We start from the raw sequence: 21,405 nt of genomic DNA on the forward strand, positions 1-21,405 counted from the left end.
CGGTAGATCCGGAGCTCGCTGCATGGACAGAACCCCCCGGCGCTGGCAGCCCAGGCGCATCGACGTGGGCGTCGATCTGGCGCTCCTCCGTCGTGCGCGTTCTCAGTTCTACGGGCGGCCCAGCGACGACTACCTGGACTGGCTCTACGTGAGGAACCCGGCGGGGATGCCCTTCTGCCATCTCGCAATGGACGGAGACGTCATTGCCGGCCAGTACGTGGTGATTCCGATCGATATGGTCGCTCGTGGCCAATCGTTCAAAGCGTGCCTCTCACTCGATACGTTCACGCACGAAGGGTATCGCCGCCAGGGTATCTTCAAGGGGCTGGCCGAAGCGGTGTTCCGGGACGTTCGTGCGGCCGGCTGTCGCTTCACGTTGGGTTTCCCGAATGCGCGCTCGCACCATGGCCTGGTGAAGAGTCTTCACTTCGAGGAGCCGTTCGGGGTCTACCTGCTCGTGAAGCCGCTCGCGCGAGCCGCGCTCGGGGCGGGCGTCGGGCGGGTCGTTCCGAGCTTGCTGGGGGCGGTTGCGCGGTACTCCCGGCTGAAGATCGAGACGCCGGAGGTGGTGGAGAGCGACTGGATCGACCGACTGTGGGGGCTGCGTCGCGCCGTGACGTCGATCGGATTCGCGAAGACGGGTACGTGGTTCCGGTGGCGTTTCGACGGGAACCCGCGCGTCTCGTACAGAATCATCACGGCGACTCGGGCAGATGGGGAGCCGGCAGGGGTTCTGGTGTGGAGCAAGGACGAGCGCGCTGGCAGGCGTCCCGCGGTGAACCTCGTGGACCTGGAGGCGACGGGGCATGGGGTCCGCGCCGCGCTGGTCGGTGCGTTGCTGGAGAAGATCGCCGGGGAGGCGGATTTCGTGAAGGCGTTCGTCGCGCCCGTGAGTGAACTCGGTCGATCCCTGTTGATGTCGGGGTTTGTGCCCGTGAGGCGTTTCCCGTTCAACTATCGGGCGCACTCGGCGGATGAGGATCTGCGGCCCGCGTTGCGTGCGACCGCTTGGTCCGTCTCCGGAGCATATGCCGATATGCTCTGAAGGTGGTCGAGCCCAGGAGGCTGTAGAAGGTAGCGAGGCGCAGGGCCAGCATGTCGACGCTGTCGTCGTCGCCAACGCCGATGGCAGGAAGCTGGAACGGGTCGGACCCCTCTCGGACTCGCCCTACACGGGTCGTGCGGGCGGAGCGATAACCAGCTCTGCGGACGAACTCGAGATCGCGGGCCGAGAGGTCTCCGTTGGGGAAACAGAAGTGGTCACAGCGCTGGGTCGTCAAAGCGCTCAGCTCGGCGCGGCTCGCCTCGATTTCGTGCCATGCGGTGGCGTCGTCGCAGTGCGGTAGGATGGGATGCGTGCGGGTATGGGAGCCGAACTGGATCCAGGGACGAAGGCGGGTGAGTTCCTCGAGGCTGAGGGCCTGGGGCGTCTCGTATTCCTGGTCGGGTTCGAAGCCGAGGGCGCGGAGCGCTGCGAGCCGCTGGTCGTGAGGCAGCTCGATGAGCGCGTGGGCGCGCCGCGCCGCATGGGTCCACCAGAAGTGGCGATGCGTCCCCACGAGCCCGCTGCAGGCATAGATGGTGGCTCGCACGTCGTGAGCGCGAAGCACCTCGGCGAGCTTCGCGTTGCCTCGGTGACCGTCGTCGAGCGTGAGCACCAGCGGGGGCAGAGGCAGGGTGGGCCAATCGCCGCTGTGGAGCGCGTCGACGACGGTATCCAGGGGGACGATGGTGTAGCGCTCCCGGAGGAACTCGAGGTGGGTGTCGAAGACCTCGGCGCTGGGGTCGTGGTAGACGAGGATGGTCGCGACCCGACCCCGCTCCTGGATCTTGCGGAGCCACGTCGAGACGCCGCTCCTGGAGAAGCCCTGGGCGATTGCGTCGCGGAGGGGGCGGATCATGCGCGCTGAACCACGTTCTTCGTTCGCGATAGCAATCCGACCGGGGACCGTCAAGCGAGGCGCTCCGTGGGTACTGGTCAACTTTGACCCTAGCTGGTCAACTTTGAGGTTCTGGCGTAGCGGACGCTGATCTCGGCACGTAGGTTCGGACCCGCAAGCAAGTGCAGCCCGCGATGGCGCCAACCATCCGGGCTGCGTGGCCGAACCTGTTGCGAGGTCCGACGATGAACGTTGTACGCCTACGCCCTCATCAGGGCAAAGGGACTGGTCTGCCTGGTCCCCGCCGATCCTCTATCCAGCTCACCGACACCGAGCAGATGCGGCTCCGCGCCGCTCTGCGTAACCTGCGCGCCCTGTACGGGTCGTGGGACTGCCTCGCCGAGGTGATGGGCGTCCGGCCCGGCACCCTCGCCACCATCGTCAGCGGCAAGCCGACGTCGCCAGGGATGGCGGTGCGTGCCGCGCGCGCCGCAGGCACCACCGTGGAAGCGATCCTGGGTGACCTGAAGGTCGCTGCCTCCTGCCCGCACTGCGGAGCGGCGTGGGAGGTGCGGTCATGATCACCCGCGGTCCCTTCCTGGAGTCCCCGATGGAGCTGTCGCTCGACGCGCAGGAGAGCAAGGGCGTGCGCGAGTGCCTCTACACCATGCGGGAGATCACCGGCTCGTGGGCAGCCGTGGACAACCTGCTGTTCCTCGGCAAAGGCGACGCCGAGAAGATCTGGAACGGCACCTACGATGCCACCTGCGAGATGGCCTACCGCATCTCGAAGCGCACCAACTACACGGTCGATGACGTGATCATCGGCGACCGCAACGGCCGGTGCACGCACTGCAGGCGCCCGCAGCCCGACCCGCACAAGACGCCTAAGCCCGGCGCTCCGCCGGAGGCGAAAGCGTGACCCGCGGGCGGCGTCGCGCTGACGTCGCCCACGCCTCTCCCACCGTCTACTTCGACGAGATGCCCATCGTCCGGATGGCGCCCTACGTGCGCGCGCTTCTGCGCGCCATGAAGGTGCCTCCGCAAGACTGGGAGGATCTCGTCCAAGAGATCACGGCTGCGGCGTGGGTTGCGATGACACAGGGCCGCTTCCGGCCCTTGCCCGGGCAGCCGCTCGGAGACGCCCTCAAGCTCTGGCTGACGGGCATCACGTGGCGGCAGGTCTCGCACTACCGCGAGAAGGCGCATCGGCGGCGCGAGGTCCCCGACGCTGCGCCCTGGGGCGTACCCGGCGCGGATGACTGGCTCCCGCACCTGCCAGCCACCGAGGGCCGGGTCGAGGCCCGGGACATCCTGCGGGCGCTTGACCGGATCACCGAGTCGCAGGCCGAGATCCTGCTCATGCGCTACGGCGAGGGTTTCGACATCGTGGAGATCGCCGAGATCCTCGACGTCCCCTACGAGACCGCCCGCGCACGCCTCCGCATCGCGAAGGAACGCTTCCTCGCTGCGGCCGAGAACTGGCAGCGCGTCAGGTCGTAGACGACTCCCCCAATCCCCACCGCCTCAATACCGCCTGCGCCGCTTCACGGCCGTCAAGCGCGGGCCGGTCGCGTACCTGTTGAAGCTAAGAGCGTATCGCTCAATCCCAGAACTCAGTTTGCAGTGGATGACCGAGATAACGAACGCCCATCTTGTGCCAAAATTGCTTCACGGAGTTACTTGTTTCGGCAAGTCCTGCAATAACAGCCAGTTCCTTCTCGAACTGTGCTTGTACGGCCTCGCGGAAGTATTGGTGATGGTTTGTGCCCTTCTGGGGCGTTGGATTGCGCTGGCGTAGGATCGCCATGACGTGCGGACCGATGACGATGTCGTAAATCCGGCCCGCAACAGGTTGCATAAACTTGGGGTTGGGGGAGACGCGCTTACGGTACAGCCGACAGAAGGCGGTGACCGAACCCTGATCCCAGCGCGGCTTCCATTCATCTCTGTACTCGCGCAGGAACTGTTCCACGCGTCGTTGTATGTAGTCACCGGGGCGCATCGACTGGTAGCCGGTCGCTTCGTCGATGAAGGCCTCAATGCCTACCTTCGCGCAGGATCCCACCAAGGACATCGCCTTACGTGCGATGCGTTCTTGGGAGTGGTGAAGCGAACCGGCCAGGAACGCGCTCTGGTAGGCCAAGCAGATGTCGATCACGCTGCGACCTTCATAACCGTAAGCAGTGGAACCTTTTCCCAGGACAAATAGGATCCTTGGCGGCACCGACATGTGGCCGTATTCATTAGGAATTCTGGCCAGCGAGCGACTCAAATCGCGCTTCTTGGCGGCACCCAAGAGGTGCTCGACTTGAGACGTCGCGAGCACCCGACGACCGTCACTCAAGACATGACATTCCACGTCGTGGTCGCCCAGCGTGAGCACCCCTGACGCCTCAGCCCTCGGCAGGCTCGTTCCAGGACGAGCACTTGCCGTACCGATGATGCCCATATCGCAAATTACCTCGCGAGGGCGGCTCCTGGCCGCCCCTGCCGACAAAAGGCGCACGATCCGATGCGACGCCACTGCACGGCGTAGAACATCTATCCGCGATCTAACCACTGGCGAGGTGCTGTCCACTCGGAGGTCGGGCGATTTCAGCCGACGTCGTGATGCAACTTGATTGGAACGTCGTTGCGCCGAGACGGAATTCCGTACCAAAGGATTTGCGGATGCTCAACGCGCCGCGTCGATTGAGACATAGACCCTCGATGTGGCTGTCCTGCGTGCCGCGTTGCGCGTACAACTCAACCCATGGGATGGGCCATTGCATACGATCACACCACGGAACTCATGGGCACCGACGGGATGACCGAGTCTGAGATCGTGCTGTTCTACAACTCGGTGCGTGATGTTCTGTACGACAAAGGGTTCGTGCGGAGCCAACTCAGTGTTTACGTCAACCCCAACACCGATGCCCGCGAGCGTGCAGATGATGTTTTCGCCGCACTGAAAACGATGCCAAAGGCCGTGAAGTACATCAACCGGTTGCACCTCTTCCGCGTAGAAGATGTCAGCGATGTGCTTCCGCTCGTCGCAGGGCGCCCCTCAGCTCCCGCACGTAACACGTCACTCGGCGTCAAAAAGCCGTAGCTGCTCCGGCTTCCTCGCCTTCCCCTTCGGTGGCGCCTTCTCCTCCCCCACCACCCGCAACCATCCGCGCCCGTTCGGTAGGGGCCTCGCCGCGGACGCCTGTGCCCCTTCCGGGGGCTCCGGCAGCTTGAGAGGCACCGGAGCCGGGGGCGGCGCTGCGGGCTCGCTGAGCGCTGCCTGGACCAGCTCCTGGATGCTCCACACGTGGCGGGTGATGCCGGCCTCCATCGCAGGCGTGACCCGGAGCGCTTCGTGCACCCGGCACAGGTTGTAGTACGCCATGTGCAGCGCGATGGCGGCGCGGTGGTTGTCGAGCTTCTTCGAGAAGCCGTTGCACAGCCGCGTCAGCCGCCGGATCTGCATCCGCATCGTGAGGTTCTGCCGCTCGATGTGCGACGTCGAGATGCGCGACATTTCGGGCGAGCCCATCCGTGTGATGCGCGTGATGAAGGGGTTCCGCGGCGGCTCGTACCGATGGTCGCTGGGCTGCCCGTCGTGGCGCCTGCCCTTGCGGTAGTCCTTGTGGACCACGCCGTAGTCCACGGCGCCCTGGAAGTGCTCGCCCACGGCCTCCTGGTAGGGCTGGAAGCCATCGGTGCAGAGCAGAGGCACCGTGACAAGCCGCGCGCGCAGGTCCGCGATGAAGGCTTGCGTGTTCGCCTCGTCACGCTTGCCGACGCGGTACGCGATGACGAGCTTGCAGGTGCGCGCCATCGCCACGAAGGCGTAGGCGTCGCCCCACTCCGCGGGGTCCTCCGGCGTCACCCGCGCCTGCTTCTTCTGCACGTAGGACCAGATCTCGTCGGCCTGCACGTCGCGCACGTCGATGTCGCGGACCATGCGGTCGTGGAGGCGTGTGCAGCCCTCGCCGACGCGCAGGAGCAGCGACAGGATGGCCGGCTTGCTGACGCCGGTCAGCCTCGATGTCGCGCGGATGCTCGCGCCCTCGACCAGATGGGCGACCACCTCCATGCGCTTCTCCAGCGGGAGCACGTGAGCCACAGGGACCCTTGCCTTCCTCCGGCGGCGGGCCCACACTGCGCGTTGCGAGGTGCGTTGTGACGGGCCACCGTCCAGCGTTCCGCAGCCCCGCTCGTAGCGACCAACTACAGGCGGGGCGCTTTGCTTTGTGGCTCAACCATAGCGCGAACGCGCGGAAGCTGCTTCAGCAGAGACGCGGCAGGTAGGACGCGGAATGTCCGGTCACCGCGGCGGAGGCGGAGAGGCAGCAGCGGGGGCCGTAGGGGCAGCAGCGGGGGCCGTAGGGGCAGCAGCGGGGGCCGTAGGGGCAGCAGCGGGGGCCGTAGGGGCAGCAGCGGGGGCCGTAGGGGCAGCAGCGGGGGCCGTAGGGGCAGCAGCGGGGGCCGTAGGGGCAGCAGCGGGGGCGGGCTTGTCGCCCGAACCCTTCTGCGCGCTCTTGATAGCCTCCACAATCACTGCATTCGCATCCGATCGAGAGCTGTTCCATGCCGCCAATGCAGCATTACAATTGGCGTTGGCCTCCTTGTCTTTAAGCTCCATCCCAGCGAGCGCAGCGGCAGCTAGGGCCGACGAGTCTTTCGCTCTGTCGAACGACCCTATTGCAATGTAACCAAGAGCCGCGCCAGATATTGGGAGAATGGCGTTCAATATCTTCCTTGGTTCGGTTGCGTCATCGGGGGCAGCCGCCGTCAGAACCGTCCCAGTTCCAACGCTGAGAAGAGACGCGACTCCAAGAATCCAACCTGCCGCGGACTGCTGTATGGCCCGCTTTCTGGATCGATTCTCAAGGTCACGGCAGAAGTCGCGCCCTTCATACTCCGGCTCCCCGGGGACCGCCGAGCCGTCATCAGGAACCGTCACCCGCTCAGGCGTGTAGCCATCGTTTTCGTAGGCGTACTTACCCGTAAAGATGTGACCTGGCGGGAGCGGGGTGCATCCCAAGTTGACGAGCAACACGCATGAGAGCAGGAGACGCATTCGGGCCTCTCAGGATTTAGATGACAAGTGGACGTCAGCTTACCAAGGTACACGAGCCGTCATCTCTGCGTCCATCCGGTTTCGCTCTCGGACTTTTTGGACGGCTCTTGGTCGGTCAGAAGCCTGAGACCTTCGTCACACAAGCGGCTCGAACCCATCCACCGAGACGATGGGAGGCGCTCTCCTCTCGTGGAACAGATGGCTCCAGTTGGTCAAAATTGACCACTACCGCTCCGTGCGCCAAACCCGCGTCATTCGTGCGCTCGTGCTCGGTGACGAGGACACCGCTCGGTCTGGGGAACGCGACGAGGAGAGAGCCATGAGGTCATGGGTCGACCGGGCCCTTCAGGCCGTGGCCGCCGTGTCGCGTGGCGGGGTCGGCGCGGCGGTCGCGTCTCTTGCACCGCGCGGTGCTTCCGTGGCGGCGCAGTGGCTGCTGGCGCTGTCTGCTGGCCCGGCAGCGGCGGCGCTCTTCGTCACCTGCACGTCTCGCGGGGCAGCGGTGGTCGCCATGATCGGCGCAGGCATGGCTCCGGTGATCGCCGGCCGGCCCCGCTTGCTGTCGACCCGGCGTGGCCGAGCCCTGCTCGCGAGCGCCATTGCCTGGCTGGCCGGCGCTGCGTTCCTGGTATCGCTGGCGGTGGAAGCGGTGACCGGCGCCTCGGGCGGGTCAGGGCTCGCAGCGGCGCTGTTTGCGGGATCGGTGGTCTTTTACAACTGCGCTCCGGCTGCCTGGCCGATCTGGCAGTCCCGTGGGCGCTTTCCGGCCGTGCTGGGGGGATCGCTGCTGGTGACGCCCGTCGCGAGCTCGCTCGTGGCGCTGGCTGGTGCACCTCGCTTGACGGCCGTTCTGGTGGGATTCGGAGGGGCCTTTCCCGTCGTCACGATGCTGTCGGGCGCTCGGGCGACGCGCTCTTTCCGGCTCGCCCTGTGGCTCGCGCGTCGCGCGTTGCCTCTCTCTCTCCTGAGCATGGCGACCGCGGTCGTCTATCCCGTTGCATTGACGCAGGGGATCGCATGGATGGGCGCGTCGGTGGTCGGGGTGCAGACGCTGTACTGGTCGCTGGCTCTGGTGGCGAACATCGCGTCGCAGAGCCTCGCCGCGCGCGCGGTGATCACGGCAGGGGGCGGTACCTCGGAGGCCCTGCGGAGGTGGCTGGCCGCGGTGGGGATGTTGCTCCTCTTGCTGGCGGTGGCGTTCGTCGTGTTTCGAGCTCGGGCGGGTGAGGGGGTGCTCCCACGGTTCGTGCTTCTGGGAGCGGCCATCTTCCTGGTGACCGACGGGCTGGCATTCTACTTTGCGCCCCCGACCGCACGGCCCGTGCTGGTTGGCGTGACCTCTGTCGGCGCGGTCCTGGTCGGGCTCGGCGTGTGGTGGCGGCCGACAGTGCTCCAGAGCATCTCCGTGGTCGGACCCAGCGCGATCATCGCTCTGTTGCGTCTCGTTCCGATGCTGGCGTTTTCCCGGGTGCGGGTGGTGGCCGCCTTGTCACTGATCGTGCTGCTGGCTGGCGCGGTCCTCGCGCTGGGTTTTCCGTGATTCCGGGCATGTGAGCCCTGCTGTGTCCGCAGTCCGGAAGCCGCGGGAGGCGGGTCGCGCTCGCAGGCACTGCTTCGGCACCACGGCTTGCGTGGTAGGGAGGGGCATGAAGTACGCCGAGGAGCGAGAGTTCGATCTGCACGTGGTCCTCCGGTGCGAGTTTGCCGAGGATTACGAGGGAGATCTCGATGGCTACGCCTGGGCCGAGGAGGTCCCCAGGATCACGGCAGAGCTGGTGAGCGCTGCCGTGGCAGCCCTGAAGCGACATCCTCAGTGGCGGGTCCGAGGGGGGAACCGCGGCCGCCCTGCCGAAGATGAGGTGATGCTGATCGTGGAGCGCGTGCTTCATGAGCGCGAGACGGCGTCGTAATCGTCCGACTTTCCCGATCGGGGGCGACTGCCCCCACCACCTTCATGACCAGCCACAGATCGCTCGCGGTGCCGTGACGTCGCGGCGCTGCATCTCTCGGCGATTCCAGGAGTGGGCCGGTCTCCCCGGCACCTCTCGGCTCGCGCTCTCACGCCTGCGTGCTGGCACGATGGCGTGACGGCTCGAGCACTGCGGGCTCGTCTCTATCCGTCGCTTTCACCCTCTGCGCACCCACGCATGCTCGGTGAAGGTCATCTCCACCTCGCTAGGACGTAGTGTGTCCATCATGCTGTGTCGGAGAATGTCCTTGGTGCGCCATTCTTTGACACGGCTCGAAGGATGTGCGGCAAGGCGATGAATGGGTGAAATATGAATGAAAATCGATAATTAGATGATTGGTTGACACGTGCGTGTGCTTCCGCGTGAGCGATCCGTGCGCGAAATGGTCCATCTTGCGTTGGCGACGTGGGCGCCTATGGTTGAGATCTCAGCTACGGAACGCGCAAAACTGCGCGAGAAACAGCATCTCCGGATCCAGGGGCCGTGACCGTCAATGGCAGGTTGCATTGATGGCACCCCGATCGGCTGGTGAATGCGATGTGGAGGAGCGCCGTGACGATGGATCCTGATGGCAGCATCGTGGGGTGTTTCGGACCGCCCTCGGCCGTCCGCGTGCAGCGGGTGCTCTTCGCTGCGAGAGGGTGGATCGCCGAGCAGGAGCGGATGGTCTCTCTCGGGCGTGCATTGCTCCTGTTGCATGCGCACCAGTGGCCCCCCGAGCGGATCGAGGTGTGGGTGCGCTGCTTCGAGCAGGTGCTGGTACATGCACCGCTGTCGGAGATGGCAGCGCTGAGAGCGAAGCTGCGGCGTGGTGGGGCCCGGGTGGAGGAGCAACTCACGCTGTGGGTGGCAGCGGCCTCGGACGTCCGCGCCGAAGCAGCGACCGTTCGGGGGGGCCATCCGCTGCCCGAGGGATGGACGCTGAGTGAGCTCCCGACGGAGGGCGCAGAGGCGATCGTGCAAGAGGTTCAAGCGATGCAGGAGGTCGCTGGACTGGCTCCGCTGCCAGGCTGGTATCTGCGGGGGGCCGATGGGCAGGCGCTGACCTTGATCCTGCGGGACCGGGCGGGGCGCCTGGCGGGGTCGGCCACGGTCGGTGCGGCGACGAGCACGGAAGAGCGTGGGGCGAGTGTCGTGCGAGAACCCCAGCTTGCGCTGATGAGCGTCGAGGTTTCTCCGGCGAGGCCGCCCGAGGGAATGGGCGTGCTGGTCAATCACTGCCTGCGCCAGGACGCGCGGGGTCGTGGTCTCGGCGTCCTGCTTTCCAGCGAAGCGCTGCGTGCGGCGTGCGAGCGCTTCTCGCTCCAGAGCTTGGTGGCCATCACCGCCGAGCACGACGACAGGGCACGACGGATCGCCCGTCGCTGCGGGTTCTCTCCGCACCCCAGCGAGGGCGTGGTCTTCGTGGAGGGGACGTAGAGCCCCTCTCGACCTCCCCTTTCCGATCGCCAGGGACAGGCCTTGGGTGCGCTGTGCTCTCAGCTGGAGGCGAGAATGCGGAGGAGGCCGGCTTCGATGTCGCGGTGCCGTCGCACGCGGGCACCCAGGGAGATCAGGTAGTACACATCCCGACCCAGACCGAGGGGGGACGCGTAGAGGTCCTCGCCGCAGGTGAAGGCCTCGAGGAGCTCATCACTGGGGGCGGGGTCCGGACCGAGGCGAGCGCGGTGGGTGCCCAGCGCCGCGAGCTGCTCGAGGTCGCAGGCGTGGCCGGCGCCACCGACCAGCAGGCCATGGTGGTCGGCGAGCGCGGTCGCCTGCGCCCCGCTCCGGGTCGCGGCTGCTTCCAGCAACAGAGAAACGGCTTCCCGGGGAAGGGAACTTCGACGGGTACGGCGCTCGAGCATGCTGACCTCCGAGCGGACTTTGCCGCGGAGGTCAGCGCTCCTCCAAAAGAATGGAGATCACGGACGGGGGAGCCGGGCGATGGGGATGCGCTGTCGACCCGCCGGGAGCAGCTCCGGCAAGCCCGTCACCCACAGGTGCTCTCCCGCCTCGATGCGCGCCTGAAGGGCCTCGAGCGCCCCGTTGTCTTCCCCGTCGACCCAGCGCTCCGGGGGAGGGGAGGGGAGCGCGTTGCCCGGCTCCCCCGCGAGGTGTCGGAGGGCTCGGTCATCGACCGTGACCTCGTACGTGAGGCTCGCGGGGTAGGTGTGCGCTGGGGTCCACGCCGTCAGCAGCCGGAGCGGACCCATGCGGGCGTGGAGACGCAGAGCCCGACTGTTCCACTGGGTGACCCCGATCTGGCGTCTGGCGTTGAAGACCTTGAGGGCGACCGCCTTGGTCAGGCGCCCGATCCCACGGAGGGCGTCGTCCGCGGACAGGTCGCGCAAGCTGCAGAGGTTGTGACCGACCCAGGTCCCTGGTGTGAGCGTCGGTATCGCGACGTACATCGACAAGGGGACGAGTCCAGCGTACCCGGTCGGGATCTGAAGGTGCTCGGCCACCTTCCTCGGCAAAGCATCGGCGCGCTTGCCCAACCCCACGATGCCTCCCGGCAGCTCGGCGGCGTCGTAGAAGACCCAGCGGGGCATGGGCATCCCCTCCGGGCCGAACGTCGCCGCATCGAGCGCGGAGAGCAGATCCAGGAAGGATGATGCTTCGCGACGAAGCGGATCGATGATGCCATCGCGCGCTGGCTGGAGCCCGAAGGGCTGCAGGTCGAAGTGAGCGCGGTTCTCTGGCGTCGCGACCAGGAACAGCTCCAGCTCCTCGAGAAGCCGCGCATTGTCTACGTGCAGCGTCATCAAGCCTCCTCGCGTGAGATGCCTGCCCGGCACCCCGCAGAAAAGCCAGCAACGACGCTGACACGGACGACGAAACCTCCGCTCGCCACCTGGACGAGGAGAGAGCCGTGTCGTTGCTTTACTGGGCCACGGCAGTGCTCAGGTGTTGAAGCCACCTGAGCAGGTCTACTGCATGCAGCCCGGAAGCGTTTCAGGAAAAAGTGGCGATCCCAGCGGGAATTGAACCCGCGTTACCGACGTGAGAGGCCGGCGTCCTAACCGCTAGACGATGGGACCACTGAGCTAGCCAGTGCAGAGCACTGGATTGCTTCGCTGGGGGACAAGGATTCGAACCTTGATAGCCAGAGCCAGAATCTGGCGTCCTGCCATTAGACGATCCCCCAAGGGGCGTCGGAACTTGTTTCAATCAGCGCCGACGGGCCGCGATATCTACTCGTTCTGGCGTCCCTGTCAACGGGAAAAATGGATCGGACGTTGAAGCCTGGGCGGTTCTGCGGGAATTCGCGGGTGATGACCGCCTGCTGCCCGACGGGGTGGAGCCCCCTTCCCGACGGCCCGGACGATGCCCCTGACGCACGGGCGAGGAGGTTTTTCTGAGCCCGGCTCGTTCTGTCTCTTGACCTAGCGCGTGATCGATTTACCTTCCGCGCGACTTTTGGCCACCAGCCAGGGAGAGTGCCAATCGCCCAGAGTTTCAGCGGCTTGGCGCTGCTGAACGGTCGGTCCCAGCTCCGAACGCAGTTGAAGAGCAAGGTTCCGGTCGCCCGATTCGGGTCTCGTTGGGTTGTCGGGTGTGGGGCACACCTGTGGTTCTGGTGGGGAAGATGTAGGAGGGCACCATGAAGATCAGGCCGCTGCAGGACAGGATCGTGGTCAAGCGTCTGGAGGGAGAGACGAAGACCAAGGGGGGGATCATCATCCCCGACTCGGCCAAGGAGAAGCCCATCGAGGGCCAGGTCGTGGCCGTGGGGAACGGGAAGGTTCTCAAGAACGGCAAGAACCGCCCGCTCGAGGTGAGCGTCGGTGATGTGGTCCTGTTCGGGAAGTACAGCGGGACCGAGGTGAAGATCGATGGCGAGGAGCATGTGCTGCTCCGTGAGGATGACATCCTCGCCGTGACGCAAAAGTAAGCCGCGGCGCTGTCTGTCGTCGCCATTGGAAGAGTTGGAACCGCAATCGCGCGGCCGGATGGGCTGCGACGAAGGGAAGTGAGATCATGTCTGCCAAGGAGATTGTCTACAGCCGCAGCGCTCGGGCCTCGATCCTGAGGGGCGTCAACACGCTCGCCGACGCCGTCAAGGTGACCCTCGGTCCCAAGGGCCGGAACGTCGTGATCGAGAAGAGCTGGGGCTCTCCCGTGGTGACCAAGGACGGGGTCACCGTGGCCAAGGAGATCGAGCTTCACGGCAAGCTCGAGAACATGGGGGCGCAGATGGTGCGCGAGGTCGCCTCCAAGACCAGCGATCGGGCTGGCGACGGCACCACGACGGCCACCGTACTGGCTCAGGCGATCTACGCTGACGGCCTTCGCCTCGTCGAGGCGGGTCACAACCCGATGGGTCTGAAGCGCGGCATCGACGCCGCCGTCGAGAAGGTGCTCCAGTCGATCCATGACAGCGCCACGCCGACGCGCGACAAGGCGCAGATCGCCCAGGTTGCCACCATCAGCGCCAACGGCGATCGCGAGATCGGCGAGATCCTCGCCGAGGCGATGGAGAAGGTGGGCAAGGAAGGCGTCATCACCGTCGAAGAGAACAAGCGGATGACGACGGAGCTCGACACCGTCGACGGGATGCAGTTCGACCGTGGGTACCTGTCGCCCTACTTCGTGACCGACGCCGACAAGATGCGGACCGTGATGAACGACCCGCTCATCCTCGTCCACGAGAAGAAGATCGCCGCGATGGCCGATCTCCTCCCCCTCCTCGAGCAGGTCGTGAAGCAGGGCCGTGAGCTCCTGATCATCGCCGAGGACATCGAGGGTGAGGCCCTCGCGACCCTCGTGGTGAACCGGCTGCGTGGCACCATCAAGGTGGCTGCCGTGAAGGCGCCCGGGTTCGGCGATCGCCGCAAGGAGATGCTCAAGGACATCGCGATCCTGACGGGCGCCACGGCGTTCATGGAGGATCTCGGCCAGAAGCTCGAGAGCGCCACCGTGCACGATCTCGGGACGGCCAAGCGCGTCGAGATCGACAAGGACAACACGGTCATCGTCGACGGCGCCGGCGACAAGACGGCCATCAAGGGCCGCATCGAGTCGATCCGGAAGCAGATCGGCGACACGTCGAGCGACTACGACCGCGAGAAGCTCCAGGAGCGCCTGGCCAAGCTCGCTGGCGGCGTCGCCGTGGTGCGCGTCGGTGCCGCGACCGAGACGGAGATGAAGGAGAAGAAGGCGCGCGTCGAGGATGCCCTCCACGCCACCCGCGCTGCCGTCGAAGAAGGCATCGTCGTCGGTGGTGGTGTGGCGCTGCTCCGTGCCGCAGCGTCGCTCGACGCGCTGTCCTTCGACGACGAGCGCAAGGTGGGTGTCGGCATCGTCCGGCGCTCGCTCGAAGCCCCCATCCGTCAGATCTCGAAGAACGCCGGGCTCGAGGGCTCCGTCGTGGTCGAGAAGGTCCGCGCGGGGCAAGGCCACTTCGGCTTCAATGCCGCGACGGACACCTACGAAGATCTGATGGCCGCTGGCGTGATCGATCCCGCCAAGGTCGTCCGCCACGCGCTCGCCAATGCGGCGAGCGTCTCGGGCCTGATGCTGACCACCGAAGCCTTGATCGCCGAGAAGCCGAAGAAGGAGAAGGCGGCCGCCGGTCCCGGCGGTGGTGGCGGCATGGGCGGCATGGGCGGCATGGGCGGCATGGGCGGCATGGGCGGCATGGGCGGCATGGGCGACTTCGATATGTGATGAGCGGTCGCCGCTCGTGAGGTTCAGGCAGGCGCCTCGGCGCTGCGCCTGATGCCAGGAAGGGCCTGCGATGCAGGCCCTTCGTCATTTTGTGAGGCATCGGGGGCACCGCCGTGGCGAGGCCGCCGAGCTTCTCGATCCTGGGCCTCTGCGAACACTGTTCGGGAGAACAGTGTGCCATGGCATGGAGTGACGATCGCGCGTCGGTGTTTTGACCCAGCACCGTCGTGGGCTGTAGACTGCCGTTTGTGTCGGATCCGCTCTTCGACCGATTCGGCCGCGAGTTTGAAGCGGGCGACGTCCTCTTCAATGAAGGCGAGTCCGGCGCCGTCATGTTCGTGATTCAGACGGGCTCCGTTCGGATCACGAAAGACGTCGCAGGGGAGCAGAAGTCGCTCGCGGTTCTGGGGCCTGGTGAGTTCGTCGGTGAGATGGCCATTTTGAACTCCAAGCCTCGCGCTGCGACAGCCACGGTCGTCGAGCCCACCCGATGTCTGGTGGTCGAAGCGAGGATGCTCGAGACGATGGTGGCGCGTAATGGTGAGGTCGCGCTTCGTCTCATCAAGAAGCTCGCGAAGCGACTCGACTCGGCCAATGCGCTCATCGAGATTCTGATGCACCGCGATCCCAAGGCGCGGGTGATGCTCGCGCTTGCCCGACATGCCGAGGCATTCGGTGAGGAAGTGGATGGCGGGATCAAGATTCGCGCTTCGCTCGAGGACATCGCCCTGGAGGTCAACGTGGACGACTGGACGGTCCGCGAAGTGATCGCGCGCCTCAAGAGGCTCCGGTTGGTGACGGAGGAGCAGAACGCGATGATCGTGTCCGACGTGGGGAGGCTGCAGGACTTTCTGGAGTTCCTCGAGATGCCTCAGAAGTTTGGTGGGGAGAGCTGACCCCAGTGGAGCTGCGCGTCATCGGCTGTCACGGAGGCGAGACCCCCAAACATCGAACCTGCGCGTTCGTCGTCGACGACGTGCTCTCCATCGACGCGGGCTCGCTGACCAGCGGCCTCGATGTCGGAGATCAGGCCCGACTGCAAGCTTGCTTGGTCAGCCACGCTCACCTGGATCACATTCGTGATCTGGCCACGATCGCGGACAACCGTTGCCAGATGGGGTGTCCTCCGCTGGTGGTGGCAGGGACCAAAGGGACGCTGCGGACGCTTCAGCAGCACTTTTTCAACAACCTTGTCTGGCCCGATTTCGCTGCCATTCCCAATCGTGAACACCCCACCATTCGCTATCTGGAGCTCGAGCCAGAACAGCCGACATTGATTGCCGGTCACAAGGTCCGTGCAGTCGGGGTGACCCACACCATCGAGGCGGCTGCATTCGTCATTGAAGGGGAGGACGGGGGAAGCATCGCCTACAGCGGCGATACGGGCCCCACCGATCGGTTGTGGGAAGTGCTCAACGCAGAGCGGGATCTGCGCGCTCTTCTCATGGAAGTCAGCTTTCCCAACCGAGAACAGGGGCTGGCAACCATCAGCGGGCATCACACCCCCCGCACGCTGGGCATGGACCTACGAAAGTACCGCGCCCCTCAGGACCTGCCGACCTTCCTGTACCACATCAAGCCGGTCTTTCAGTCCGAGGTGGAGCGTGAGTGCGCGGCGCTGCGTGGACTGAACATGCAGGTGCTGCAGCTCCTGGACCATTTCGTGCTGTGAAGCACCAACGGTGTCTCCCTCACGCAGGGGGACGCCGCGCGTCGAGCGAGCGCTTCCTGCGTGGCTCGTGCGGCGCCTGCCAGCGCGTCGCCGTGGGGGAATGCCTAGCCGGAGAGCCCAGGTGGACGCTTGAGATCCTCGATGATCTCCTCGGCGCGCGCCAGCACCACCGTGGTGTTGTCGGTCCCACCGAAGTAGTTCGCGCGGTCGATGAGGGACTTGCAGGCGTCCTCCAGAGACTCGCTCGACATGACCAGCTCCAGGATCTGGTCATCGGCGACCATCCCCGAGAGTCCATCGGAGCAGAGCAGGTACACGTCGCCATGGCGGGTCTCGTCCGTCACGAGATCGACGAGCACGTCCTCTCGGATGCCAAGAGCACGGGTGATGACGTTGGTGGGGAGCTGACGGACCTCTTCTTCCGTCATCCAGGGCGCCATGTGCACTGCGTCACTCACGAGGGAATGGTCTCGGGTGAGCTGCGTGATGGCGCCGTCACGAAGCCGGTAGCAGCGGCTGTCGCCGACATGCCCGATGGTGACGTGGGTGTTGTCCTTCGAGAACATGGCCGTGACGATCGTCGTCCCCATCCCGAAGTCCGCCAGCGTCCGCAGCGAGCGATCGAAGATGCGGCGGTTCGCCAGGCGGAGACCCGTCACGACGTAGTTCTCTTCCTCCGTCAGATTCGGGTCGGCTGGGAACGGCCACGTGGCATCGCGGCCCACCGTCACCGAGAGGAAGTCCTCCAGGGTGGACACGGCCAGCTGGCTCGCGACGTCACCCGAACGGTGGCCACCCATCCCGTCCGCCACGGCGACAATGCGATACTCGGGACTCACGAGGAGGTTGTCCTCATTGTGGTCCCGGAGGAGTCCTGTATCGGTCATCCCGGCAAACCGGGTCCGTAGCATGGGCAGAGAGTAGACAGAGACGAGGGGTGTAGTGCAAGCGCCTGGCGAGGGGGTCATGGCGATCCTGCGCGAAAGGGGTGTCCACGAGCCGTCGCGGTCGGCAGGCTGTGGTGGGGATCGGCCCGAGATGAGGCTTCGATCTCTCGTCCTGGCGGGCTTTCGCTCTCTCGGGCGACCCCGGAGGCATGTCGAGGTCCTGCCCGGGTCGCAAATTGGCCCAGGGTTGGATCTGGTCTCCCGCCAGCGGTTCGCGAGTCCGCTTGCCGCACGCTGGGGACGGTGTGCGCCATCGAGAGCCTCCATGCCCCCACCTCCCAGATGCCTCGGACGGTTCATTCCAGGCCTGATGGCTGGCTGATGGGTGGGGTCTGGGCCTTTTCGGAGGAGGGTCGAGAGGTCTCTGCCAGAGGGTGTGGAGCCTCTCGGAAGAAGGTCTGGAGGTTCCTGCAGGAGGGTCTGGAGGTTCCTGCAGGAGGGTCTGGAGGTTCCTGCAGGAGGGTGTCGAGGTTCCTGCAGGAGGGTGTGGAGCCTCTCGGAAGAAGGTCTGGAGGTTCCTGCAGGAGGGTCTGGAGGTTCCTGCAGGAGGGTGTCGAGGTTCCTGCAGGAGGGTGTCGAGGTTCCTGCAGGAGGGTGTCGAGGTTCCTGCAGGAGGGTGTGGAGCCTCTCGAAAGAAGGTCTGGAGGTTCCTGCAGGAGGGTGTCGAGGTTCCTGCAGGAGGGTGTCGAGGTTCCTGCAGGAGGGTGTGGACCCTCTCGGAGGAGGGTCTGGAGGTTCCTGCAGGAGGGTATCGAGGTTCCTGCAGGAGGGTGTGGACCCTCTCGAAAGAAGGTCTGGAGGTTCCTGCAAGAGGGTCTCGAAGTGCCTCGGCATGGCGGTTGGAACCTCCACATCGGCCCAGAAGGATGCCTGCGTCGACCGCGCCGAGAGCGACGTCCATTGAGTGGTAGCTCACCTCCGGCTTGCTGGAGGGGAAATGCTCCTGGTAGGAGCCCGTCGGGCTAGAGCCAGCTCTCTCCGAGGTGCAACCCGAGATGGCCAGCGAGACTCTCTGCTGCCCGGACCCCTCTCGCCTGGGCTTCTTCGAACAGGGCCAGACCCGTCTGGTCCACGTGAGCCCAGGCGATCCCTGGAGCGAGCACGCAGGGCGCTTCGAACGGACGTTCCCCCAGAAAGCCTGGCCGAGGGCGCGGCATGGCGTGCCCCCAGATCATGAGGTCCAACCGGCTCAGGACATCCCGGAGGTGAGGATGCGCCGGCGCGAGATCCTGCAACACGCCTTCGGCGAGCGTCTCCCAGGGAGCAGCGAGCAGGGCGGCCCGCGCCTCAATCGTGTCGCGGCTGCCGTAGGCTCGGTAGTACGTGAGGACCGTTCGTCGAGTCGGGGCGCGGAGGGCGGATGAGGGGGCTGTGTTCGCTGTGAGATCCGTGAGCTGGTGGGATGCGTCGACATAGCCGAGGCCCTCGGCGTCGTAGAGGACCGAGTCCCACGGGAGGTTGGGCTCGAAGACGTCCTCCACATGGAGGTTGGCCACCAGCCACGGCGATGCCGTGCGCACGGGCAGCATCGGGGCTGTGGCAGGGAAGATGCGGCGGGTCACGAAGGCCGGAGACGCGAGCACCACGGCGCGCGCCGTGAGTCGTCGCACCTCGTGGCGCTCCAGATCGAGGTAGTCGACGGTGGCTCCACCTTCAGGGAGGGGATGCACGGCGGTGGCGAGTGCGCCGAGCTTGAGGCGTGGCTTTGCTCGTTCGATGAGCGCCTTGACCAACCGACCATTCCCCTCCGGCCAGACGAGGAAATGGCTCCCTTCGAGCTCAGGGGTGCGCAGCTTGCGCGCGGCGAAGTAGTGGAGGCCCGCCCAGGCAGAGATGTCCTCGGAGTTTCCGCCGAAATCATCGAGCATCGCGTAGCGCACGTACCAGCGCAGAAATGGCGTGCGGAACCCGTGCTGATCGAGCCACTCGGCCATGCTGAGGCGATCCAGCGCGAGGAACTCGGAATCGCGTGAAGAGAGGTCGAGCGGGATCTGGAAGGCGAACTTCCCGTCACTGCCACGGCGCTCGGTGAGCTCTTCTTCGAGAGCCAAAAACCTCGCGAACTCGTCGCGTTCCGCACTGGAAAGAGCGTCGGCAGGGACCAGACCAGGATGCCACTCGCCATCGTAGAAGAGGCGCTCCTGGGGGGCGTGGCAGAGCCGTCGCGGATCGAAGGTGGGGCGCCCGGCGGCATCCCAGCCGGTGACCGCGCCCATCTCTTCGAGCAGCCGGAGGGCTGCGCGAGCCTCCACGTTGGGAGCGGCGAGATAATGAGCGCCCCACGGATAGTGGACCGGACCGTCTTCTCCCCAGGTGCTGGTTCCACCCGGGCGGGGCTCGACCTCCAGCACGACCACATCGAGTCCCGCGGGGGCAAACCGCCATGCCGCCGACAGGCCACTCACCCCCCCGCCAATGATCACCACATCGGCGTGGTGTCGCGCGGACGCTTCGGATGCGACGGGCGGTGCGCCCCGCAGGAGGTGCCCTGCCGCATGAGACGCGCCGACCACCCGGCCGGCAACCTTCGGCGGGAACTGCGCCGCCGTCTGTGCAACCCATCCAGCGCCGAGCGCACGGAGAAAGGCCCGTCGGTCCACGAAATCACCTCGACCACGAGGCCCACTCGCGGGTGTAGATCGCGACGAGCTTCTGGTCGTTCAAACGGTTGATCGGGGCATCCACACGGCCGAGATCGCGCGGGAACCGGAACAGCTCGGGCAAGCCAGCGCTGTCGAGGTAGCGGAGCGAACCCGCGTCGATCCCCAGCATTCCCGGCGCTGCGAGCCCCTCGCCTCCAGCGAGCACGAAGCCCCATTCGCCGAAGCTGGGGACGTAGACGTGAAGCGGGGCGGTCGTGAAACCCGCCGCCTCCATGGTGGTGACCACGGTCCAGAACGACTGACGCGCGTACTGAGGTGAGGTCGCCTGGACCACGGCGAGGCCACGGACGCCGATGCGCTCCCGGAGCAGCAGGTAGAAAGCGTCCGTGTAGAGTTTCCCGACGGCGTAGTTCCCTGGATCGGGGAAGTCGACGACGGCGAGATCGAAGACGTCGGTGCTCCCTTCGAGGTACTTGTAGGCGTCCTCGTTGCGGATGGTGATGCGACGATCGGTGAGCGCGCCGCTGTTGAGGCGGGTGGCGATGGGGAGTGTGCGGAACGCGTCGGTCACGGTCGCGTCGAGGTCGACCAGCACGATGTGTTCCACCGAGGGATAACGAAGCAGCTCCCGTGCAGCCAGGCCATCGCCACCGCCCAGGATGAGCACGCGGCGGGGGGATCGCCCGAGCGCCGCGACGGCCGGGTGGACCAGCACCTCGTGGTAGCGGTACTCGTCGTCCGACGAGAACTGCAGGTTCCCGTTCAGGAACAGCCGCGTCGTGCGCGGGCTCTGGGTGAGGACCACGCGCTGGTAGGGAGACTGCGCGGCATACACCACCGGCGCGCCGAAGTAGGTCGCCTCGGCGCGCTCGATGAAGCGGCTGACGAACACGAACGCCCCGCTGAGCGTGACGAGGGTCAGCAGACACAGCGCGCGAAGACGGATGCGGCTGGGCCGCGCGATCGGAAAGAGGAACGTGCTCCCGAACGCGATGGCGGCGTTGAGCACGCCGAAGAACAGGCTGGTCTGGTGGATGCCGAGGCGTGGCAGAAGGAGCGAGGGAAAGAGCAAGCTCGCCACCAGCGCGCCGATGTAGTCGAGCGTGAGCACCCTGGCGACGAGCTGCTTGAGATCGAGGGAAAACTTGAGGAGCCGGATGAGCAGCGGGATCTCGAGACCGACGAGGGTCCCGATCAAGAGCACGAGCCCGTAGAGCAGGACTTTGAACGCCCCGGCCGCCGTGTACACCTTGAAGAGCAGCGGCGCCGAGAGCCCGCCCGCGATGGCGATGCCCAGCTCGATCTCGACGAAGCGCTCCAGCAAATGGCTCTCGAGGTACTGGGAGAGGTAGGAGCCGATCCCCATCGCGAAGAGGTACAGGCCGATGACGAAGCTGAACTGGGCGACGGAATCCCCGAGCACGTAGCTGGCGAGGGTGCCCGTGATGAGCTCGTAGACGAGTCCGGACGTCGCGATGACGAAGACGCTCACGAGGAGCGCTGCGCGGGCGGCGCGTCGAGGCGGACCGGCTGCAGCGCCCTGAGGAGCGTCGTCCGAGGTGTCCATCGGTCCGGGGGCGGGGGTCAGGCTGGCCTCGTTGGCCGTCATCGGGGCCGTTCGTAGCACT

The 21,405-nt window shown here is 65.9% G+C and carries 20 protein-coding genes and 2 tRNA genes; 12 read left to right on the forward strand and 10 right to left on the reverse strand.

All coding sequences use genetic code 11. The features are described 5' to 3' along the window. Positions 1-22 precede the first annotated feature (22 nt). Complete coding sequence (locus CMC5_RS18195; protein ID WP_050431618.1) at positions 23-1,045, forward strand: GNAT family N-acetyltransferase; 1,023 nt, start codon at positions 23-25, stop codon at positions 1,043-1,045. Here the strand turns inward: CMC5_RS18195 and CMC5_RS18200 are convergent. Beyond that, positions 951-1,901, reverse strand: a complete 951-nt coding sequence (locus tag CMC5_RS18200; protein WP_050431619.1) for a polysaccharide deacetylase family protein — start codon at positions 1,899-1,901, stop codon at positions 951-953. The genes CMC5_RS18195 and CMC5_RS18200 overlap by 95 nt on opposite strands. Positions 1,902-2,125: 224 nt before the next feature. Here CMC5_RS18200 and CMC5_RS18205 point away from each other — a divergent pair, with 224 nt between their 5' ends. From CMC5_RS18205 to CMC5_RS18215, 3 genes are read left to right on the forward strand one after another with little or no spacing between them, the layout of a single operon-like run. Then, entirely contained in the window at positions 2,126-2,461 is a 336-nt protein-coding gene (locus tag CMC5_RS18205; protein WP_050431620.1) for a hypothetical protein, read from the forward strand. Next, the gene (locus CMC5_RS18210; protein ID WP_050431621.1) at positions 2,458-2,802 is read left to right on the forward strand and encodes a hypothetical protein; all 345 of its coding nucleotides are present in this window, start codon (positions 2,458-2,460) and stop codon (positions 2,800-2,802) included. Before CMC5_RS18205 ends, CMC5_RS18210 begins: the two co-directional genes overlap by 4 nt. Next, positions 2,799-3,383, forward strand: a complete 585-nt coding sequence (locus CMC5_RS18215) for an RNA polymerase sigma factor (RefSeq protein WP_050431622.1) — start codon at positions 2,799-2,801, stop codon at positions 3,381-3,383. The genes CMC5_RS18210 and CMC5_RS18215 overlap by 4 nt, the downstream gene beginning before the upstream one ends. Before the next feature lie 100 nt (positions 3,384-3,483). Here CMC5_RS18215 and CMC5_RS18220 read toward each other — a convergent pair whose 3' ends face one another. Beyond that, positions 3,484-4,266, reverse strand: a complete 783-nt coding sequence (locus CMC5_RS18220) for a hypothetical protein (RefSeq protein WP_156338699.1) — start codon at positions 4,264-4,266, stop codon at positions 3,484-3,486. Positions 4,267-4,635: 369 nt separating this feature from the next. Between CMC5_RS18220 and CMC5_RS18225 the strand changes: the two genes are divergently transcribed. Continuing rightward, complete coding sequence (locus CMC5_RS18225; RefSeq protein WP_156338700.1) at positions 4,636-4,974, forward strand: hypothetical protein; 339 nt, start codon at positions 4,636-4,638, stop codon at positions 4,972-4,974. On the opposite strand, the gene CMC5_RS18230 is transcribed toward CMC5_RS18225, so the two are convergent. After that, on the reverse strand, positions 4,951-5,946 hold the full coding sequence (locus tag CMC5_RS18230; RefSeq protein WP_342673965.1) for an IS1 family transposase: 996 nt from the start codon (positions 5,944-5,946) through the stop codon (positions 4,951-4,953). The genes CMC5_RS18225 and CMC5_RS18230 overlap by 24 nt on opposite strands. Positions 5,947-7,252: 1,306 nt before the next feature. Here CMC5_RS18230 and CMC5_RS18235 point away from each other — a divergent pair. From CMC5_RS18235 to CMC5_RS18245, 3 genes are all read left to right on the forward strand, one after another. Beyond that, positions 7,253-8,473, forward strand: coding sequence for a hypothetical protein (locus CMC5_RS18235; RefSeq protein WP_156338701.1), 1,221 nt, complete (start codon positions 7,253-7,255; stop codon positions 8,471-8,473). Between the two features lie 106 nt (positions 8,474-8,579). Continuing rightward, positions 8,580-8,843, forward strand: coding sequence for a hypothetical protein (locus tag CMC5_RS18240; protein ID WP_050431627.1), 264 nt, complete (start codon positions 8,580-8,582; stop codon positions 8,841-8,843). Positions 8,844-9,455: 612 nt separating this feature from the next. Continuing rightward, positions 9,456-10,322 (forward strand): GNAT family N-acetyltransferase, encoded by an 867-nt coding sequence (locus CMC5_RS18245; protein WP_156338702.1) that lies wholly within the window; start codon positions 9,456-9,458, stop codon positions 10,320-10,322. 59 nt (positions 10,323-10,381) lie between these two features. On the opposite strand, the gene CMC5_RS18250 is transcribed toward CMC5_RS18245, so the two are convergent. The 4 genes from CMC5_RS18250 to CMC5_RS18265 form a co-directional block, all read right to left on the reverse strand. Then, the gene (locus CMC5_RS18250) at positions 10,382-10,696 is read right to left on the reverse strand and encodes a hypothetical protein (RefSeq protein WP_050431629.1); all 315 of its coding nucleotides are present in this window, start codon (positions 10,694-10,696) and stop codon (positions 10,382-10,384) included. Between the two features lie 111 nt (positions 10,697-10,807). Then, positions 10,808-11,650 (reverse strand): hypothetical protein, encoded by an 843-nt coding sequence (locus tag CMC5_RS18255; RefSeq protein ID WP_050431630.1) that lies wholly within the window; start codon positions 11,648-11,650, stop codon positions 10,808-10,810. 201 nt (positions 11,651-11,851) lie between these two features. Beyond that, a tRNA-Glu gene (locus CMC5_RS18260) sits at positions 11,852-11,926 on the reverse strand. 36 nt (positions 11,927-11,962) lie between these two features. Continuing rightward, positions 11,963-12,033: transfer RNA gene (locus CMC5_RS18265), tRNA-Gln, on the reverse strand. A 456-nt stretch (positions 12,034-12,489) separates the two neighbouring features. On the opposite strand from CMC5_RS18265, the gene groES reads away from it, so the two are divergent. The 4 genes from groES (at position 12,490) to CMC5_RS18285 (ending at position 16,227) form a co-directional block, all read left to right on the forward strand. Then, positions 12,490-12,780: a co-chaperone GroES gene (gene groES, locus CMC5_RS18270; RefSeq protein ID WP_050431631.1), complete on the forward strand. Its 291-nt coding sequence runs from the start codon at positions 12,490-12,492 to the stop codon at positions 12,778-12,780. 86 nt (positions 12,781-12,866) lie between these two features. Beyond that, positions 12,867-14,555: a chaperonin GroEL gene (gene groL, locus CMC5_RS18275; RefSeq protein ID WP_050431632.1), complete on the forward strand. Its 1,689-nt coding sequence runs from the start codon at positions 12,867-12,869 to the stop codon at positions 14,553-14,555. A 248-nt stretch (positions 14,556-14,803) separates the two neighbouring features. After that, positions 14,804-15,451, forward strand: a complete 648-nt coding sequence (locus tag CMC5_RS18280; protein WP_050431633.1) for a Crp/Fnr family transcriptional regulator — start codon at positions 14,804-14,806, stop codon at positions 15,449-15,451. A gap of 5 nt (positions 15,452-15,456) precedes the next feature. Then, positions 15,457-16,227 (forward strand): MBL fold metallo-hydrolase, encoded by a 771-nt coding sequence (locus CMC5_RS18285; RefSeq protein ID WP_050431634.1) that lies wholly within the window; start codon positions 15,457-15,459, stop codon positions 16,225-16,227. A gap of 104 nt (positions 16,228-16,331) precedes the next feature. Here CMC5_RS18285 and CMC5_RS18290 read toward each other — a convergent pair whose 3' ends face one another. The 3 genes from CMC5_RS18290 to CMC5_RS18300 form a co-directional block, all read right to left on the reverse strand. Continuing rightward, a complete protein-coding gene (locus CMC5_RS18290) occupies positions 16,332-17,195 on the reverse strand; it encodes a PP2C family protein-serine/threonine phosphatase (RefSeq protein WP_342673955.1) in 864 nt (287 codons plus the stop codon). A 941-nt stretch (positions 17,196-18,136) separates the two neighbouring features. Continuing rightward, complete coding sequence (locus CMC5_RS18295; protein WP_050431636.1) at positions 18,137-19,774, reverse strand: flavin monoamine oxidase family protein; 1,638 nt, start codon at positions 19,772-19,774, stop codon at positions 18,137-18,139. Between the two features lie 4 nt (positions 19,775-19,778). Next, positions 19,779-21,386, reverse strand: a complete 1,608-nt coding sequence (locus CMC5_RS18300; protein WP_245678502.1) for a polyamine aminopropyltransferase — start codon at positions 21,384-21,386, stop codon at positions 19,779-19,781. Between the last annotated feature and the right edge of the window lie 19 nt (positions 21,387-21,405).

This window comes from Chondromyces crocatus, from assembly GCF_001189295.1.
GTDB classification, from domain to species: Bacteria; Myxococcota_A; Polyangia; order Polyangiales; family Polyangiaceae; genus Chondromyces; species Chondromyces crocatus.